This is a genomic window from Roseateles sp. GW821-FHT09H11 (assembly GCF_059415845.1).
The window spans coordinates 542,557-559,032 of sequence record NZ_JBWKOA010000003.1; the positions used below are offsets into that span (position 1 = coordinate 542,557).

Genomic DNA, 16,476 nt, shown 5'->3' on the forward strand with positions numbered 1-16,476 from the left:
ACATTGCGGGAATAGCTCAGTTGGTAGAGCGCAACCTTGCCAAGGTTGAGGTCGCGAGTTCGAGCCTCGTTTCCCGCTCCAACGACACCAAAGGTCGGTGGGGTGATTGAACACTCCGCTGTCCTGCGATGCGGGAATAGCTCAGTTGGTAGAGCGCAACCTTGCCAAGGTTGAGGTCGCGAGTTCGAGCCTCGTTTCCCGCTCCAAATCCTGCAAAGGGAAGCCAGTTTGGCTTCCCTTTTTTCTTTGTCGGTCGCCGTGATAATGCGCGCTCACTCCGACATGGAATCGATGCGGAGTCGTCGCGCCTCGATGGTGAAATTGGTAGACACAGCGGACTTAAAATCCGCCGCCCTCAACCGGCGTACGGGTTCGAGTCCCGTTCGAGGCACCACGCGATCGGCTTCCAGAGACTGCAGCACATGGGCATGTTTGTGCAGGAACTGTTGAACCCGGGCGTTCGCAAGCGCGAAGTCTTCGGCTGGTCGATGTACGACTTCGCCAATTCGGGCTACACGACCGTCGTCCTGACGGCCGTCTACAACGCGTACTTCGTCGGCGTCATCGCCAAGGGCCAGCCGTCGGCGACGCTGCTCTGGACCGCGCTGATCGCCGTCTCCAGTTTCCTCGTGATGGTGACGATGCCGGGACTGGGCGCCTGGGCCGATGCCCATGGGGCGAAGAAGAAACTGCTGGGGCTCTGCACGATCGGCTGCGTGTTGTCGACCGCCGCGCTCGCGGTGTTCGGCGCGGACCAGCTGTGGTGGGCGGCCACGGCGGTCGTGCTCTCCAACGTGTTCTTCTCCTACGGCGAATCGCTGATCGCGGCGTTCCTGCCGGAACTCGCGCGGCGTGATGCGCTGGGCCGCGTGTCGGGCTGGGGCTGGGCTTTCGGTTATCTCGGCGGGATGCTCGCGCTCGGTCTGTGCCTGGGCTACGTGCTGAGCGCCCAGGCGCGCGGGGACACGGCCGACCATTTCGTTCCGATCACGATGCTGATCACCGCCGGTCTGTACCTGCTCGCCGCGCTGCCCACCTTCCTGCTGCTGCGCGAGCGCGCCGATCCCTGCGCCACGCGTCGCGCCGCTCGCATGGGGTCAGGTCTTTCCCAGCTATGGACATCCTGGCAGCGTGCACGTGCCTATCCCGATTTTCTGCGGCTGCTGGCCTGCGGCACGAGCTACCAGGCCGGGATCGCCGTCGTCATCGCGCTCGCCGCTGTCTATGCGGAGCAGGCGCTCGGTTTCACACAGGCGCAGACGATGACCTTGGTGTTCCTCGTGAACATCGCCTCCGCGGTCGGTGCGTTCCTGTTCGGCTATTACGAGGACCGCATCGGCCACCAGCCCGCGCTCGCGGTGACGCTGGTGGGTTGGATGGTCATGACGCTGCTGGCCTTCCTGGCGACGAGCGCCTGGCTGTTCTGGATCGCTGCGGTGATCGCGGGCCTGTGCATGGGTTCCAGCCAGTCCTGTGGCCGTGCGCTCGCCGGTGCCCTCGCGCCGCACGACCGCCTGGCCGAGTTCTTCGGCCTGTGGACCTTCGCCACCCGCCTCGCCGCGATCATCGGTCCGCTGACCTACGGCGCCGTCACGGTCTTGACGGCAGGCAATCACCGTCTCGCGATCCTCGCGACCGGCGTCTTCTTCGTTCTCGGCTACTGGTTGCTGAGACGCGTCGACATGACGCGCGGACTGGCGCGGGCGCTGGTCTGAACCTGATCTGAGGCCGGTCAGCTCGCTGGCCGTCGATCAGGCCGCGATGCGCGTGGCCGTCACGTCGCGCCAGCCGAGCGCCTCGCGCGCCAGGTGCTGCAGCGGCGCGGGATCGCCGGTGCTTTCGAGCACGATCGCCGCGGGGCCTGACGCGGCGAAACCGAGTCCCTCCCACACGCGCCTCGCCTGACGTGCGACGGCGTCCTCGATGTTGAGCAACTGAACGCCGTCGCCCAACGCCGCCTGGATGCGCGCCTGCACCAGCGGGTAGTGGGTGCAGCCGAGCAGCACCGTATCGACGCCGCCCCGCCGCAGTGGCTCGCAGAAGCGCTCGATCAGATCGCCGAGCTCGGCGCTGCGCAGATCGCCTTGCTCGATCAGCGTGACCAGGCCGGGGCAGGGCTGGCTGATCAACTCGACATCACTGGCATGTGCCGCGACGAGCTGCTCGAAACGCCGGCTCGCGATCGTCGCCGTCGTCGCCATCACGCCGATGCGGCCGTTGCGCGTCGCGGCCACGGCCGGCTTCACGCCCGGCTCGATGCCCACGACCGGCCAGTCCGGCCAGCGCTCGCGCATGGCCTGCACCGCGTGCGCCGTCGCCGTGTTGCACGCCACCACCGCCATGCGGGCGCCGACCTCGCGCAGGCGTTCGGCCACTCGCACGCTGCGTTCGACGATGTACTCGCTGCTGCGATCCCCATAAGGAGCGTGAGCGGTATCGGCGACGTAGTGCAACGGCACATCGGGCAGCTGCTCGCGCAGCGCCTTCAGCACGGTCAGACCGCCAACGCCGGAATCGAAGACCCCGATGCAGGGGACGCGCGCGTCGGTGTCAAGGGAACTCGCGGGAGCGATCGATGGAGAGGAGGGAGGAGGCACGGAGCTCGCGGTCGTGATCGTTGGGGGCGGTGGTGCTGGCGTATCGGGAGCGCAGTCTAGAGGAATCCCTCATTCCTGCCGTGAACCGCTTGGCAGCCGCGAAGCTATGGCTAGAATAGAACGATCGTTCGTTTTATTTTCGAGCCAGCGCCGAGGAGACGCTCGCGGTTTTCCGGGATGCCCGGGACGGGAGCAGGGGCGCATGACGGCTGGGAGACACGGGAGCGCCCCGGGGCTCCCATAGAATCTGATTAACGTTAACGTCAATCCGCTTGGAGTGCTTCGATGAAGGTATTGGTCCCCGTCAAACGAGTCGTCGATTACAACGTCAAGGTGCGCGTCAAGAGTGACGGAACCGGCGTGGACATCGCCAACGTGAAGATGTCCATGAACCCGTTCGACGAGATCGCCGTCGAAGAAGCCGTCCGCCTGAAGGAGAAGGGCGTGGTCACGGAAGTGATCGCCGTCTCCTGCGGCGTCACGCAGTGCCAGGAAACGCTGCGCACCGCGATGGCCATCGGCGCCGATCGCGCGATCCTGGTCGAGACCGCCGCCGACCTCGAGCTGCAGCCGCTGGCCGTGGCCAAGCTGCTGAAGGCGCTGGTCGACAAGGAACAGCCGCAGCTGGTGATCCTGGGCAAGCAGGCCATCGACGACGATTGCAACCAGACCGGCCAGATGCTGGCCGCGCTGACGGGCCTGCCGCAGGGCACGTTCGCGTCGAAGGTGGAAGTCGCCGACGGCAAGGTCAACGTCACGCGTGAAGTCGACGGCGGCCTGGAGACGGTCAGCCTGACGCTGCCCGCGGTCGTGACGACCGACCTGCGCCTGAACGAGCCGCGTTACGTGACGCTGCCCAACATCATGAAGGCGAAGAAGAAGCAGCTCGACGTGGTCAAGCCCGCCGACCTGGGCGTGGACGTGTCGCCGCGCATCAAGACGCTGTCGGTCGCCGAGCCGCCCAAGCGCAGCGCCGGCATCAAGGTGCCGGACGTCGCGACCCTCGTGACGAAGCTGAAGACCGAAGCGAAGGTCATCTGAGCCGCAGAACAAGATCCGGAGATAAGACATGACCATCCTCGTCATCGCTGAACACGACAACGCCTCGCTGAAGGGCGCCACGCACCACGTCGTCACCGCCGCCGCCGCCATCGGTGGTAACGTGCACGTGCTGGTCGTCGGCTCGAACGCCGGCGCCGCCGCGCAGGCCGCCGCGAAGATCTCGGGCGTCGCCAAGGTCCTGCACGCTGACGGCGCGCAGTTCGCCGACGGCCTGGCCGAGAACGTCGCCGCCCAGGTGATCGCCATCGCCAAGGACTATTCGCACCTGCTGTTCCCGGCCACCGCCTCCGGCAAGAACGTCGCACCGCGCGTCGCCGCGCTGCTGGACGTCGGCCAGATCAGCGACATCACCAAGGTCGTCAGCCCCGACACCTTCGAGCGCCCGATCTACGCCGGCAACGCGATCGCGACCGTGCAGTCGACCGACGCCGTCAAGGTGATCACCGTGCGCACGACCGGTTTCGACTCCGCGGCCGAAGGCGGCAGCGCCGCCGTGGAATCGCTGTCCGGCGTGGCCGACAGCGGCAAGAGCAGCTTCGTCGGCCGCGAGGTCACGAAGAGCGATCGTCCTGAACTGACCGCCGCGAAGATCATCGTGTCGGGCGGCCGCGCGCTGGGCAGCAGCGACAAGTTCAATGAAGTGCTGACCCCGCTGGCCGACAAGCTGAACGCCGCGCTGGGCGCTTCGCGCGCTGCGGTGGACGCGGGCTACGCGCCCAACGACTGGCAGGTCGGCCAGACCGGCAAGATCGTCGCGCCGCAGCTCTACATCGCCGCCGGTATCTCCGGCGCGATCCAGCATCTGGCCGGCATGAAGGACTCCAAGGTGATCGTCGCGATCAACAAGGATCCGGAAGCGCCGATCTTCTCGGTGGCCGACTACGGCCTCGAAGCCGACCTGTTCGTGGCCGTGCCCGAACTGGTCAAGGCGCTGTAAATCGGACGCTGACGAACCGCGACGGCGAAGACCGTCGCCGACAAGACCAAGGGCGCCCGCCGACGACGCGCGGCGCCCTTTTTTCATCCGGAGACAACCCCCATGACCTACCGCGCCCCGATCAAGGACATGCTGTTCGACATGCAGGCCCTGGCCGGCCTGCAGACGCTCGCCGAGCAGATCCCCGCGTTCGCCGACCACGGCCTGGACACCGCGCAGGCGGTGCTCGAGGAATCGGCCAGGCTGAACGAGGACGTGATCGCGCCGCTGAACGTCGAAGGCGACAGGAACCCGTCGTACTGGAAGAACGGCGAGGTCTTCGCGACGCCGGGCTTCAAGGCGGCGTTCAAGCAGTACGTCGAGGGCGGCTGGCAGGGGCTGCAGCATCCGGAGGCTTATGGGGGTCAGGCCTTGCCCAAGACGATCGGCGCGGCCTGCGGCGAGATCGTGCAGGCGGCCAATGTCAGCTTCGCGCTGTGCCCGCTGCTGACCGACGGCGCGATCGAAGCGCTGCTGGTCGCGGGCTCGGAGGAGCAGAAGCAGACCTTCATCCCGAAGCTGATCTCCGGCGAGTGGACCGGCACGATGAACCTGACCGAACCGCAGGCCGGCTCGGACCTGGCGATGGTGCGCACCCGCGCCGAGCCGCAGGGTGACGGCACCTACAAGGTCTTCGGCACGAAGATCTTCATCACCTGGGGCGAGCACGACATGGCGGACAACATCGTCCACCTGGTGCTCGCGCGCGTGCCGGGCGCGCCGGAAGGCGTGAAGGGCATCAGCCTGTTCCTGGTGCCGAAGTTCCTGGTGAACGCCGACGGCTCGCTGGGCGCGCGCAACGACGCGCACTGCGTGTCGATCGAGCACAAGCTCGGCATCAAGGCGAGCCCGACGGCCGTCCTTCAGTTCGGCGATCACGGCGGCGCGATCGGCACCTTGATCGGTGAAGAGAACCGCGGCCTCGAGTACATGTTCATCATGATGAACGCGGCCCGCTTCGGCGTCGGCGTGCAAGGCATCGCGGTGGCCGATCGCGCGTACCAGAAGGCGGTCGAGTACGCGAAGGACCGCGTGCAGTCGCGCCCGGTCGACGGTTCCGCATCCGGTCCGGCCGCGATCATCCAACACCCCGACGTGCGTCGCATGCTGATGACGCAGCGCGCGCTGGTCGAAGGCTGCCGCGCGATGGCGATCGACGCCGCCGCGGCCTACGACATGGCGCATCACCACGAGGATGCCGAGACCCGCAAGCAGGCGCAGGCCTTCTACGAGTTCATGGTGCCGCTGGTGAAGGGCTACAGCACGGAGATGAGCCTGGAGGTCACCTCGCTGGGCGTGCAGGTGCACGGCGGCATGGGCTTCATCGAGGAGACCGGGGCGGCGCAGTACTACCGCGACGCGCGCATCCTGCCGATCTACGAAGGCACGACGGCGATCCAGGCCAACGACCTGGTCGGCCGCAAGACGGTGCGCGACGGCGGCGCGTTCGCGCGCAGCGTGGCGGCGCAGGTCGAGGAGACCGAAGGCGCGCTGGCCGCGAACGGCAGCGCCGACGCGCAGGCGGTGCGCACGCAACTGGCGGCGGCCCGCGCGGCCTTCGTCGAGGTCGTCGACTTCATCGCGGCCAACGGCAAGGCCAGGCCGAATGCGGCCTTCGCCGGCTCGGTGCCTTACCTGATGGTGGGCGGCAACCTGATAGCGGGCTGGCAGCTGGCGCGCTCGCTGCTCGCCGCGCAGGAATTGAAGGCGACCGGCGAGGACGTCGCCTTCATGGACGCCAAGATCGCCACCGCGCGCTTCTACGCCGAGCACATCCTGCCCCGCTGCGCCGCGCAGCGCGACGCGATCGTGAACGGCGCGGACAGCGTGATGGCGCTGCCCGTCGACGCGTTCTGAGACATCGCGGGACGCCGCGAGGCGTCCCGCCCCCGTCGCATCCAGATTCATCGAAGAGGAGACCCAGGTGGCACTTCCCCCGCTGTTCAACACGCTGCGCCTGCCGGTGATCGGCTCGCCGCTGTTCATCATCAGCAACCCCAAGCTGGTGATCGCGCAATGCAAGGCCGGCATCGTCGGCTCGATGCCGTCGCTCAACGCCCGCCCGGCCGAGCTGCTCGACGACTGGCTCGCCGAGATCACCGAGACGCTGGCCGCGCATGACCGCGCGCATCCGGAGTCGCCGGCCGCGCCGTTCGCGATCAACCAGATCGTGCACAAGAGCAACGACCGGCTCGAGCACGACATGGCCCTGTGCGCCAAGTACAAGGTGCCCATCGTGATCACCTCGCTGGGCGCGCGCGAGGACGTCAACGCGGCGGTGCACGGCTGGGGCGGCATCGTGCTGCACGACATCATCAACAACAAGTTCGCGAAGAAGGCGATCGAGAAGGGCGCCGACGGCCTGATCGCCGTGGCGGCCGGCGCCGGCGGCCATGCCGGGGTGAAGAGCCCGTTCGCGCTGATCCAGGAGATCCGCGAGTGGTTCGACGGCCCGCTGGCGCTGTCGGGCTCGATGGCCAGCGGCGACGCGATCCTCGCGGCGCAGGCGATGGGCGCGGACCTGGCGTACGTCGGCTCGGCCTTCATCGCGACCGAGGAAGCGCGCGCTTCCGACGACTACAAGCGGATGATCGTCGAGAGCAACAGCGACGACATCGTCTACAGCAACCTGTTCACCGGCGTGCATGGCAACTACCTGAAGGGCTCGATCGTGAAGGCCGGACTCGATCCGGAGAACCTGCCCGAGAGCGACCCGACGAAGATGAACTTCGGCGGCACGGGCGCGAAGGCCTGGAAGGATGTCTGGGGCAGCGGCCAGGGCATCGGCGCGATCCGCGAGGTGCTGCCGGCCGGCGAGCTGGTGGCGCGCTTCGATCGCGAGTACCAGGCGGCGCGTCGACGCCTGGCGCTGGCCTGACAGCGCGAGACGCTTCCCGCAGCTCACGCCCCGCCTTGCGGGGCGTTTTCATTTCTGCGCTTCTCCACCAATCGACACTTGCATCCCCCTTCGCCCCTCATCGCGTTGTGCTTCCGTTCACGGCTTGCGGGCAATGCCCCCTCATCCGGGGGTGGGCAAGCGCGCTCATCGCCCGAATTGGGCGATTGATGGCTCCATTGATTTGCTAATCGAACGCTCATGAGGTCCGTGGAGGCGCCGATCCGTTGAAAACTTCACGGCCCGATGATTTCATAACGTGAATGCTAATTTCGCATTGCTGAGTCGATAGACCTGAAATGTAAGCAGTGGTGTCATCTCCAGACATTCAGTCGTCAGGGAGAGCAAACAAATGAAATTGGCCGACGTTCGGATCGGGTCACGTCTTGCCGCGGCATTCGCGGTCGTCTTCGTGTTGCTGCTGGTCATCCTCGGGGTGGGGATCCGCGTGATCGACGGGGTCAACGCGACGATGGGGCGGGTGGTCGAGGACCGCTACGCGCTGATCGCGTTGACCACGCAGGTCAAGAGCGTGGGCGACCGCGGCGCGATCACCATCGGACGGCTGCTGCTGGCCGGCACGCCGGATGCGGCGAAGAAGTACATGGACGAGTACGCCGGCATCCGTCAGACCAACTCGGAGAACCTCGCCAAGCTCGAGAAGATGCTGGCGGACGACGAGAGCAAGCAGCTCTTCGCCGAGCAGTCGGCGGCGCGCAAGGACTACGGCGCGGTGGTGCGCAAGATCTTCGACCTGCTGGCCGCGGGCGACCGCGACGGCGCGATGGCGGTCTATCAGGATCAGATGGTGGGGCCGCAGGCGCGCTACTACGCGCTGATCGACAAGATGGTCGACTTCCAGGCCGCCCGCATGGCGGCGGACGTGGCCGAGGCCAACGAGCGCTCCCAGGGCGCCAAGCTCGACATGATCGTCGCGTCGGCCCTGGCGCTGCTGATGGGCGTGGCGACCGCGTTCTTCATCACGCGGTCGATCACGCAGCCGATCGAGGGCGCCATCGAGCTGGCCGAGCGTGTTGCCGCCGGCGACCTGACCTACCGGATCCGCGCCAGCGGCAAGGACGAGGTGGCGCGGCTGATGGCGGCGCTGCAGAACATGGTCGAGAACCTGCATCGCATCGTCACCGAGGTCCGCACGGGCGCGGACACGATCGCGAACGCGGCCCAGGAGGTTGCGCAGGGCAATCAGGATCTGGCGGCGCGTACCGAGCAGCAGGCCGCGGCGCTGGAGGAAACGGCGTCGGCGATGGAGCAGCTGACCGCATCGGTGCGGATGAGCGCCGACAACGCCGGCGAGGCCGACCGCTCGGCCTCGTCCGCGTCCGGCATCGCGACGCAGGGCGGCGAGGTGGTGGGCCAGGTCGTGCAGACGATGAGTTCGATCTCCGCGGCGTCGCGCCGCATCGTCGAGATCATCGGCGTGATCGACGGCATCGCGTTCCAGACCAACATCCTGGCGCTCAACGCGGCGGTCGAGGCGGCGCGCGCGGGCGAGCAGGGCCGCGGCTTCGCGGTCGTGGCGTCGGAGGTGCGCAGCCTGGCGCAGCGCAGCGCGACGGCGGCCAAGGAGATCAAGCGGCTCATCGACGACTCGGTCTCGCAGGTCGAGGCCGGCGGCCGCATGGTCGAACAGGCCGGCCAGACGATGCAGCAGGTCGTGGGCAGCATCCGGCACGTGAGCCACATCGTGACCGAGATCAGCGCCTCCAGCCGCGAGCAGAGCGCCGGCATCGAGCAGGTCAATGCGGCGGTCGTGCAGATGGACGACTCGACGCAGAAGAACGCGTCGATGGTCGAGCAGAGCACCGCTGCCGCGCGCGCGCTGCAGGAGCAGGCGCATCAGCTCAACGACGCCGTGCGCGCCTTCGCGCTATGAGGCCGCCGTGCGCGCGCGACGCATGAACGCGCCGTGATCGCGTCTTGAATCCGTGAGCGGCGGCCGCGCGCCGTCGCGTCAGGTTGGAGGGGACTGGAGACGGGACCGGCCGCAGAGCCGGAGGTCGCGCAGCCCGGGAGGATCCGACCGCCGACTGATCGACGGCCCGCGAGGGCCGCGAGGGATCGGCACAGGTGCCGCAGAGCGCCGGGGTCGCCCGGAGGCGTGACGAGCAGGGCTCATCCGAGCCGCGTCAGTCAACGTCAAGGGAGTCGACATGTCCGTGAACACCTCGTTCGGGCGCCACGCCTGGGCGCTCCGCTGCCGTTTCGATCGCGACACCGATCCGTCGGACGCGAGCGCTTCGCCGGCCGCCTCACCGTCTTCTTCACCGCGTCTGCGGCCCGGCATCGCCGCGCTGATCGACGCATTCCGCCGGCAGGGCCATCGCCATGCGCGGCTCGATCCGCTGGCCGGATCGCCGACCGCATCGGACGCCGGTGCATTCGACCTGTCGCGATTCGACCTCGCGGACGACGACGCTGTCGCCGAGGCGGGCGGCTCGGTGCTCGGCGTCGCGGACGCGCGGGCGCTTCGCCAGCGCTTGAGCGCGCTGTACTGCGGCGCCTTGACGCTCGACCTGAGCGCGGTGCGCGACGAGTCGCGCCGCTCGTGGTGGAGCGCGCGTTTCGAGTCGGACGATGCGCCGTTGTCCGCCGACGCGGCGCGCGCGCTGCTGCGCCGGCTCGCTCGCGTGGAGGGCTGGGAGCGTCATCTGGCGAATCGCTTTCCGCATGGCAAACGCTTCTCGCTCGAGGGCAACGAGGCGCTGCTGCCCTTGCTCGACGCCGTGCTGGAGGCTGGCGCGGCGCTGGGCGTCGACCAGGTGCTGATGGGCATGCCGCATCGCGGCCGTGTGAACGTGCTGGCCAACCTGCTGGGACATCCCGTCGACGCGTTGATCGACTACTTCGAGCCCGCGCCGGCGCATCCCGAACGACAGCGCGACCTCGTCTATCACCTCGGCGGCACGTCGCGCGTGCAGACCGCGCACGGCGCCGTGCGCCTGCGACTGGCAAGCAACCCGTCGCACCTGCAGAGCGTCTATCCGGTCGTCGTCGGCATGGCGCGCGCGGCGCGCTCCGCGGCGGGTGACCGACCGGACCGGTGCATGGCCGTGATGATGCACGGCGACGCGGCCTTCGCCGGGCAGGGCGTGGTGATGGAGACGCTGGCGCTCGGCCTGAAGCCGGGCTACGAGGTGGGCGGCGTGATCCATGTCGTCATCAACAATCAACTGGGCTTCACCGAGCCGAACCCGATGGATGCGGGCGCGGCGCGCTACTGCACCGATGCGACGCGAGGCGTCGACGCGCCGGTGCTGCGCGTCCATGCCGACGATCCCGAGGCGGTGCTGCGCGCCGCGCGCCTGGCGGTCGACTACCGTGCGCGCTTCGGTACCGACGTGGTCATCGACCTGGTCGGGTACCGCCGCCTCGGTCATTCGGAGCACGACGTGCCGCAGCTCACCAGTCCCGCGCTGTACCGGCGCATGCCGGCGAAGCCGGGCGTGACCGCGCTGTATGCGAGGCGCCTGGCGGCGGAGGGCCGTCTCCGCGACGGGGAAGCCGCGGCCATCGCCGCGCAGATCGATGCCTTCGATCCGTCGCGACCGCTGGAAGGTGCCGCGCCGATCGCCGATGACGCGCCGTTGCGGCCGGAGGGGCACGCCCCCGTCGGCGATCTGCACGATGTGCTGGAAGCGCTGGCGCAGGTGCCCGAAGGTTTCGAGCCGCACCCGCTGTTGCGTGATCAGGCCAGCCGCTGGCGCGGCATGGCCGATGACGCCCGCCGTCCCGCCGACTGGTGCACGGCGGAGACGCTCGCCTGGGCGCAGGTCCTGCGCGCGGGGACGGGCGTGCGGATCTCCGGCCTGGACGTACAGCGCGGCACCTTCCTGCATCGGCATGCGGTGTGGCATCACCAGCGGCGGGAGGTCGATGCCGGTGGGAGCCTGCCCATTGCGGCCGCCGGTAGCATGCGCGATCACACGTGCGATGACGTGCACGAGGACAAGCGCCTGAGCGAGCCCTCGACGTGGACGCCGTTGTCCCGCTTCGCCTCGGCGGGCGCGCGACTGGAGGTCGTCAACTCGCTGCTGGCGGAGGAAGCGGTCCTGGGCTTCGAGTATGGGCACAGCGTGCACGCGCGCGATGTGCTGACGGTGTGGGAGGCTCAGTTCGGCGACTTCGTCAATGGCGCGCAGGTCTACCTCGACCAGTACCTCAGCTCCGGCGAAGAGAAGTGGGGCGACACCTCGGCGCTGACCGTGCTGCTGCCGCATGGCTACGAGGGCGTGGGGCCGGAGCACTCGAACGGTTTCCTTGCGCGGATCCTGCAGCTGTGCGGCGCGGACAACCTGCGCGTCGCGATGCCGTCGACATCGGGCCAGTACGCGGCGCTGCTGCAGCGCCAGGCGTTGGATCCGGTGCGCAAGCCGCTGATCGTGATGACGCCCAAGGCGGTGCTGCTGGCGGAGCCGCGCAGCCACACGCCGGTCGGCGTGCTCGCGGCCGGCCGCTTCGAGCCGGTGCTCGATGACGACACCCTCGGCGAGGCACAGGCGGGTCGTGTACGCCGGGTCGTGCTGAGCAGCGGCAAGGTCCACTACGACCTGCTGAGCGCGCGCCAGGCGATGGCCGGATCGCTCGCCGATCCGATGGCGTGCCCGACCGCGCTGGTGCGGGTCGAGCAGCTCTACCCGTTCCCGAGCGAGTCGCTGTCGGCCGTGCTGCGGCGGTACCCGCTCCTCGAGGAACTCGTCTGGACGCAGGAGGAAACGCGCAACCAGGGCGCGTGGCACTTCGTCCGCGACGAGCTCGAGGCGCTCCTGCCCGACGGCGCGTGGCTGTGCGAGGTCTCCCGCGCCGTGACCACGGCGGGCGCCACGGCTTCGCCGGTGATCCATCGTTGGCAGCAGGCCGAGCTGGTCCGCCAGGCGCTTGTGCCGCAGACCGCCGTGCCGGGGCGCTCGCCAGCTCGTTCGTCCTGAACGACGAAGGCGGCATCGCGCATCGCACGGTGCCGCCTTCCAGGCGTGATCAGCGCCGGGGCGGCCGTTGTGGACGGCCGCCCCGCGTTCAAGCGTCCGTCACTTGATCGTCGTGAACCGCGCTTCCGGCCGGTCGTCGGAGCGGTGCGGCGTCGTGACGCTCTTCTTCATCGCCCACGGGCGCACCTGGTGGTGCAGCGGGATGAAGAACACCTCGTCGCGGATGCGCACCAGGCCTTCCTTCAGCAGCGCGTTGCGCTTGGTCACGTCGCCCTCGACCTTCGCGGCGTCGATGATCTGGTCGAGCTTCGCGTCGCTCAGGCGGAAGTAGTTGCCGCTGCCGTCCGCGCCGCCGCTGCGCGTGCGCGCCAGCGACTGCATCGTGTACAGCGCGTCATAGGTCGGCACGCCCCAGCCGTACAGGAACAGCGGGTACTCGAAGGCCTGCAGCTTCGGGCTGAAGGTGCTGAACGACTCGGTCTGCAGCCGCGCCTTGATGCCGACCTTGCTCCACATCGACACCACCGCGAGGCAGATCTCCTCGTCGTTGACGTAGCGGTTGTTGGGGCAGTTCATCGGCACGTCGAAGCCGTTCGGATAACCGGCCTCCGCGAGCAGCTTCTTCGCGCGTTCGGCGTCGACCTTGGTCGGCACGTCGATGTCCGGCGCGTTGCCGTTCACGCCCGGCGCGACCATGATGCCGGCCGGTACCGACAGGCCGCGCATCGTCGCGCGCTTGATGGCCTCGCGGTCGATGGCCAGCGACATCGCCTCGCGCACGCGCTTGTCCTTGAACGGGTTCTTGCCCGTCACGCTGCTGCCCTTGAGCTGTTCGCTGCCCTGGTCCATGCCGATGAAGATCGTGCGGGTCTCGCTGCCCTCGGCGACGTTCAACTTCGGATCGGCCTTCAGCCGGCCGACGTCCTGCGTCGGGATGTCGGACAGCAGGTCCACGTCGCCCGACAGCAGCGCCGCGACGCGCGTCGGATCGGACTTGATCGGCGTGTAGATCACCTCGTCGACGTTGGTGGCGTTCTTCGCGTCCCACCAGTCCTTGTTCTGGACCATCGTGATGCGCTGGTCCGGTTGCCAGCCGGTGATCCGGTACGGCCCGGTGCCATTGGCATTGCGCGTCGCGTAGGTCTCTTCCTTGGCCTTGAAGTCCGGCAGGTTCAGCGCCTTGTTCTTCTCCGCCCAGGTCTTGCTTATGACGCGGAAGTCGACGAACTGGCGCAGCAGGATCGGGTTGGGCGCGGCCAGGATCACGTCGATGGTGTGGCTGTCGACCTTCTTGATTTCGGTGACCCCCGCCACGAACGGGTGCATGGTCCCCACCGGCTGCTTGATTCGCTGGAACGAGAACACCACGTCGTCCGCGGTGAACGGCGAGCCGTCGTGGAACTTCACGCCCTTGCGCAGCTCGAAGCGGACTTGCGTGGGGCTGATCTGCGTCCACTTCGTGGCGAGCGAGGGCTCGACCTGGTACTGGCGGTCGTAGCGCGTCAGGCCCTCATAGGCGTGCTGCGTGATCGCGTTCGTCGTGCTGTGGTTCTGCGAATGCGGATCCAGCGTCAGCACGTCGTTCTGAGCGGCCCAGCGCAGCGGCGCCGCCTGGGCGATGCCGACCATCGCCGCGATGGCGGCGACGCAAAGGGCGGTGCGGGCGGATCGGATCGATCCGGAGTGATTCCTCGACATGAGCGATAGCTCCCTTGGCAACGTCGTTAAGCAAACGTGAAGTCGCCTGGATGCTAGCTGCCGGGACCCTCGGCGGGAGGCCGATCCACCCTGGGGATTGCCCCAGGGGAGGACCGGAAAATTCAGCCGCCGAGCAAGGACATCCGGGATCCGCTCATCAAACCGTCACTTGATCGTCGTGAACCGCGCTTCCGGCCGGTCGTTGGAGCGGTGCAGGGTCTGCAGGTTGGCGCGCATCGCCCACGGGCGCACCTGGTGGTGCAGCGGGATGAACAGGTACTGATCGCGCGTGCGCACCAGCGCATCGCGCAGGATCGCGTCGCGCTTGGCGGTGTCGATCTCGCTCTTGGCGGCATCGATCAGCTTGTCCAGGGCCGGGTCGCTGATCTTGGAGAAGTTGAAGCTGCCATCCGCACCGCCGCTGCGCGTGCGCGCGAGCGCCTGCAGCGCGTAGAGCGCATCGCGCGTGGACACGCCCCAACCCAGCATGTACAGCGGCGCCTCGAAGCGCTGGAACAGCTGGCTGTGCTGCGACATCGGCTGCGCGGTCAGGCGCGCCGTGACGCCGATCTTGCTCCACATCGACACGACGGCCAGGCAGATCTTCTCGTCGTTGACGTAGCGGTTGTTGGGGCAGTTCAGCGGCAGTTCGAAGCCGTTCGGATAGCCGGCGTCGGCGAGCAGCGTCTTCGCACGGGCCAGGTCGGGCTTGGCGGGCTTGTCCAGCGCGGCGTCGTAGCCGTTGACGCCGGGCGAGACCATCAGCGACGCCGGCACCGACAGGCCGCGCATGATGCTGCGCTTGATCGCCTCGCGGTCGATGGCGATGGAGAGCGCCTCCCGGACGCGGATGTCCTTGAACGGGTTCTTGCCCTTGACCGAGGCGCCGCGCAACTCCTCGCTGCCGAGGTCCATCGCGAAGAAGATGGTGCGGGTCTCGGGCCCTTCGATCGACTTGAGCTTCGCATCGGCCTTCACCGCGGCGACGTCCTGGGTCGGCACCTCGGTCAGCAGGTCCACGTCGCCCGAGGTGAGCGCCGCGACACGCGTCGGATCCGACTTGATCGGGATGTAGCTGACCTCGGTGATGTTGCCCTTGTTCTTGTCCCACCAGGCCTTGTTGATCGTCATCGAGACCTTCTGGTCCGGCTGCCAGGAAACGATCTCGTACGGGCCGGTGCCGTCGGTGTGGCGGCTGGCGTAGTTCTCGTCCTTGGCCTTGTAATCGGCCATCTGCGTCGCCCTGTTCTTCTCGGCCCAGACCTTGCTCATGATCCGGAAGTCGACCAGGTTGCGCAGCAGGATGGGCTGCGGCGAGTCGAGGATCAGATCGACGGTGAAGTCGTCGACCTTCTTGATCTCCTTGATGCCGGTGACGTAGATCTGCATCGTGCCCTGCGGCTGGCGGATGCGGTCGAAGCTGAAGATCACGTCGTCCGCGGTGAAGGGCGAACCATCGTGGAACTTCACGCCCTTGCGCAGCTCGAAGCGGACCTGCGTCGGACTGATCTGCGTCCACTTCGTGGCCAGGCAGGGCTCGATCTCCCACTGCTCGTTGTAGCGGGTCAGGCCTTCGTAGGCGTGCTGCAGGATGGCGCTGGTGGTGGTGTGGTCCTGCGAATGCGGATCCAGCGTCAGCACGTCGTTCTGCGCGGCCCAGCGCAGCGGCACGGCCTGCGCGCCGGGCGCGGCGGCGAGCGCGCCGAACGCGATCGTCAGGGACAGACTCATGCGGGCGCGCACGGATCGGGACGCTTTCGGGAAGCGGGATGTCGGGAGGCGGGACATGGGCGGACTCCGATGAAGCCTGGGCAGGCGATGCCCGGCGCATGCTATGCCCGACGGGGGCAGGCGTCGCCTAGCGCTTCTCCGGAGATGAGGGAGAAGACACCGTGGACGAGGGGGCCGTCGTCGGCTCGATGTCGGCGTCGCAGCCGATGCCGGCCGCGATCATGCGTCGCGCATAGCGGCGGATCAGGCGATTGACGAGCCCGTCCGGCCGGAGTGTTCTCCACCCGACATAGCGCGTCGGATGCACCAGCATGCCGCATCGGTACTGCTGGTCTTCCCCGGACCACTGCAGCGCGCGGCAGGCGCCTTCGCGCTTCAGGCTCACGAGCATCCCGAGCGGGCAAGGCTCGGCCAGGCAGCACACGCCGCAGCCGTTGCACGGTTGGCCGAGGGCGGGTTTGGGTGGCGCTTCCGGATGGATCCAGATGACGCTGCCTGATCGGGAGGACATGCACCACTGTAGACGGGGTTGATCCGTGTCCTTCACGGCCGCATTACGTAGACTCGACG

At 68.0% G+C, this 16,476-nt stretch carries 11 protein-coding genes and 3 tRNA genes; 10 read left to right on the plus strand and 4 right to left on the minus strand.

Features of this window, described 5'->3' with window-relative positions; all coding sequences use genetic code 11:
* The first annotated feature begins 5 nt into the window (after positions 1–5).
* From AC07PR_RS13215 to AC07PR_RS13230, 4 genes are all read left to right on the plus strand, one after another.
* A tRNA-Gly gene (locus tag AC07PR_RS13215) sits at positions 6–81 on the plus strand.
* Between the two features lie 49 nt (positions 82–130).
* Positions 131–206 (plus strand) — tRNA-Gly (locus AC07PR_RS13220).
* A 100-nt stretch (positions 207–306) separates the two neighbouring features.
* A tRNA-Leu gene (locus tag AC07PR_RS13225) sits at positions 307–394 on the plus strand.
* Between the two features lie 28 nt (positions 395–422).
* Complete coding sequence (locus tag AC07PR_RS13230) at positions 423–1,715, plus strand: MFS transporter (RefSeq protein ID WP_495135559.1); 1,293 nt, start codon at positions 423–425, stop codon at positions 1,713–1,715.
* 36 nt (positions 1,716–1,751) lie between these two features.
* Here AC07PR_RS13230 and murI read toward each other — a convergent pair whose 3' ends face one another.
* Positions 1,752–2,597 carry a glutamate racemase gene (gene murI / locus AC07PR_RS13235; RefSeq protein ID WP_483107316.1) on the minus strand — a complete coding sequence of 282 codons (846 nt, stop codon included), beginning with the start codon at positions 2,595–2,597 and terminating at the stop codon, positions 1,752–1,754.
* A gap of 285 nt (positions 2,598–2,882) precedes the next feature.
* On the opposite strand from murI, the gene AC07PR_RS13240 reads away from it, so the two are divergent.
* The 6 genes from AC07PR_RS13240 to AC07PR_RS13265 all read left to right on the plus strand — a co-directional run bounded on the left by AC07PR_RS13240 (position 2,883) and on the right by AC07PR_RS13265 (position 12,477).
* Positions 2,883–3,638 (plus strand): electron transfer flavoprotein subunit beta/FixA family protein, encoded by a 756-nt coding sequence (locus AC07PR_RS13240; RefSeq protein ID WP_377152590.1) that lies wholly within the window; start codon positions 2,883–2,885, stop codon positions 3,636–3,638.
* A gap of 28 nt (positions 3,639–3,666) precedes the next feature.
* Positions 3,667–4,596 carry an electron transfer flavoprotein subunit alpha/FixB family protein gene (locus tag AC07PR_RS13245; protein ID WP_495135560.1) on the plus strand — a complete coding sequence of 310 codons (930 nt, stop codon included), beginning with the start codon at positions 3,667–3,669 and terminating at the stop codon, positions 4,594–4,596.
* A gap of 102 nt (positions 4,597–4,698) precedes the next feature.
* Complete coding sequence (locus AC07PR_RS13250; protein ID WP_495135561.1) at positions 4,699–6,492, plus strand: acyl-CoA dehydrogenase; 1,794 nt, start codon at positions 4,699–4,701, stop codon at positions 6,490–6,492.
* A gap of 67 nt (positions 6,493–6,559) precedes the next feature.
* On the plus strand, positions 6,560–7,513 hold the full coding sequence (locus AC07PR_RS13255; RefSeq protein ID WP_495135562.1) for an NAD(P)H-dependent flavin oxidoreductase: 954 nt from the start codon (positions 6,560–6,562) through the stop codon (positions 7,511–7,513).
* 370 nt (positions 7,514–7,883) lie between these two features.
* Entirely contained in the window at positions 7,884–9,425 is a 1,542-nt protein-coding gene (locus AC07PR_RS13260; RefSeq protein ID WP_495135563.1) for a methyl-accepting chemotaxis protein, read from the plus strand.
* 277 nt (positions 9,426–9,702) lie between these two features.
* Entirely contained in the window at positions 9,703–12,477 is a 2,775-nt protein-coding gene (locus tag AC07PR_RS13265; protein WP_495135564.1) for a 2-oxoglutarate dehydrogenase E1 component, read from the plus strand.
* 99 nt (positions 12,478–12,576) lie between these two features.
* On the opposite strand, the gene AC07PR_RS13270 is transcribed toward AC07PR_RS13265, so the two are convergent.
* The 3 genes from AC07PR_RS13270 to AC07PR_RS13280 form a co-directional block, all read right to left on the minus strand.
* Positions 12,577–14,175, minus strand: a complete 1,599-nt coding sequence (locus tag AC07PR_RS13270) for an ABC transporter substrate-binding protein (RefSeq protein ID WP_495135565.1) — start codon at positions 14,173–14,175, stop codon at positions 12,577–12,579.
* A gap of 165 nt (positions 14,176–14,340) precedes the next feature.
* Positions 14,341–15,906, minus strand: coding sequence for an ABC transporter substrate-binding protein (locus AC07PR_RS13275; protein WP_483107308.1), 1,566 nt, complete (start codon positions 15,904–15,906; stop codon positions 14,341–14,343).
* 127 nt (positions 15,907–16,033) lie between these two features.
* The gene (locus tag AC07PR_RS13280) at positions 16,034–16,417 is read right to left on the minus strand and encodes a hypothetical protein (protein WP_495135566.1); all 384 of its coding nucleotides are present in this window, start codon (positions 16,415–16,417) and stop codon (positions 16,034–16,036) included.
* Between the last annotated feature and the right edge of the window lie 59 nt (positions 16,418–16,476).

Excerpts from the sequence above, each read along its gene's own strand:
- AC07PR_RS13230 (WP_495135559.1), top strand. The coding sequence starts at position 423 with ATGGGCATGTTTGTGCAGGAACTGTTGAACCCGGGCGTTCGCAAGCGC.
- AC07PR_RS13240 (WP_377152590.1), top strand. The coding sequence starts at position 2,883 with ATGAAGGTATTGGTCCCCGTCAAACGAGTCGTCGATTACAACGTCAAG.
- AC07PR_RS13245 (WP_495135560.1), top strand. The coding sequence starts at position 3,667 with ATGACCATCCTCGTCATCGCTGAACACGACAACGCCTCGCTGAAGGGC.
- AC07PR_RS13250 (WP_495135561.1), top strand. The coding sequence starts at position 4,699 with ATGACCTACCGCGCCCCGATCAAGGACATGCTGTTCGACATGCAGGCC.
- AC07PR_RS13260 (WP_495135563.1), top strand. The coding sequence starts at position 7,884 with ATGAAATTGGCCGACGTTCGGATCGGGTCACGTCTTGCCGCGGCATTC.
- AC07PR_RS13265 (WP_495135564.1), top strand. The coding sequence starts at position 9,703 with ATGTCCGTGAACACCTCGTTCGGGCGCCACGCCTGGGCGCTCCGCTGC.
- AC07PR_RS13270 (WP_495135565.1), bottom strand. The coding sequence starts at position 14,175 with ATGTCGAGGAATCACTCCGGATCGATCCGATCCGCCCGCACCGCCCTT.
- AC07PR_RS13275 (WP_483107308.1), bottom strand. The coding sequence starts at position 15,906 with ATGAGTCTGTCCCTGACGATCGCGTTCGGCGCGCTCGCCGCCGCGCCC.
- AC07PR_RS13280 (WP_495135566.1), bottom strand. The coding sequence starts at position 16,417 with ATGTCCTCCCGATCAGGCAGCGTCATCTGGATCCATCCGGAAGCGCCA.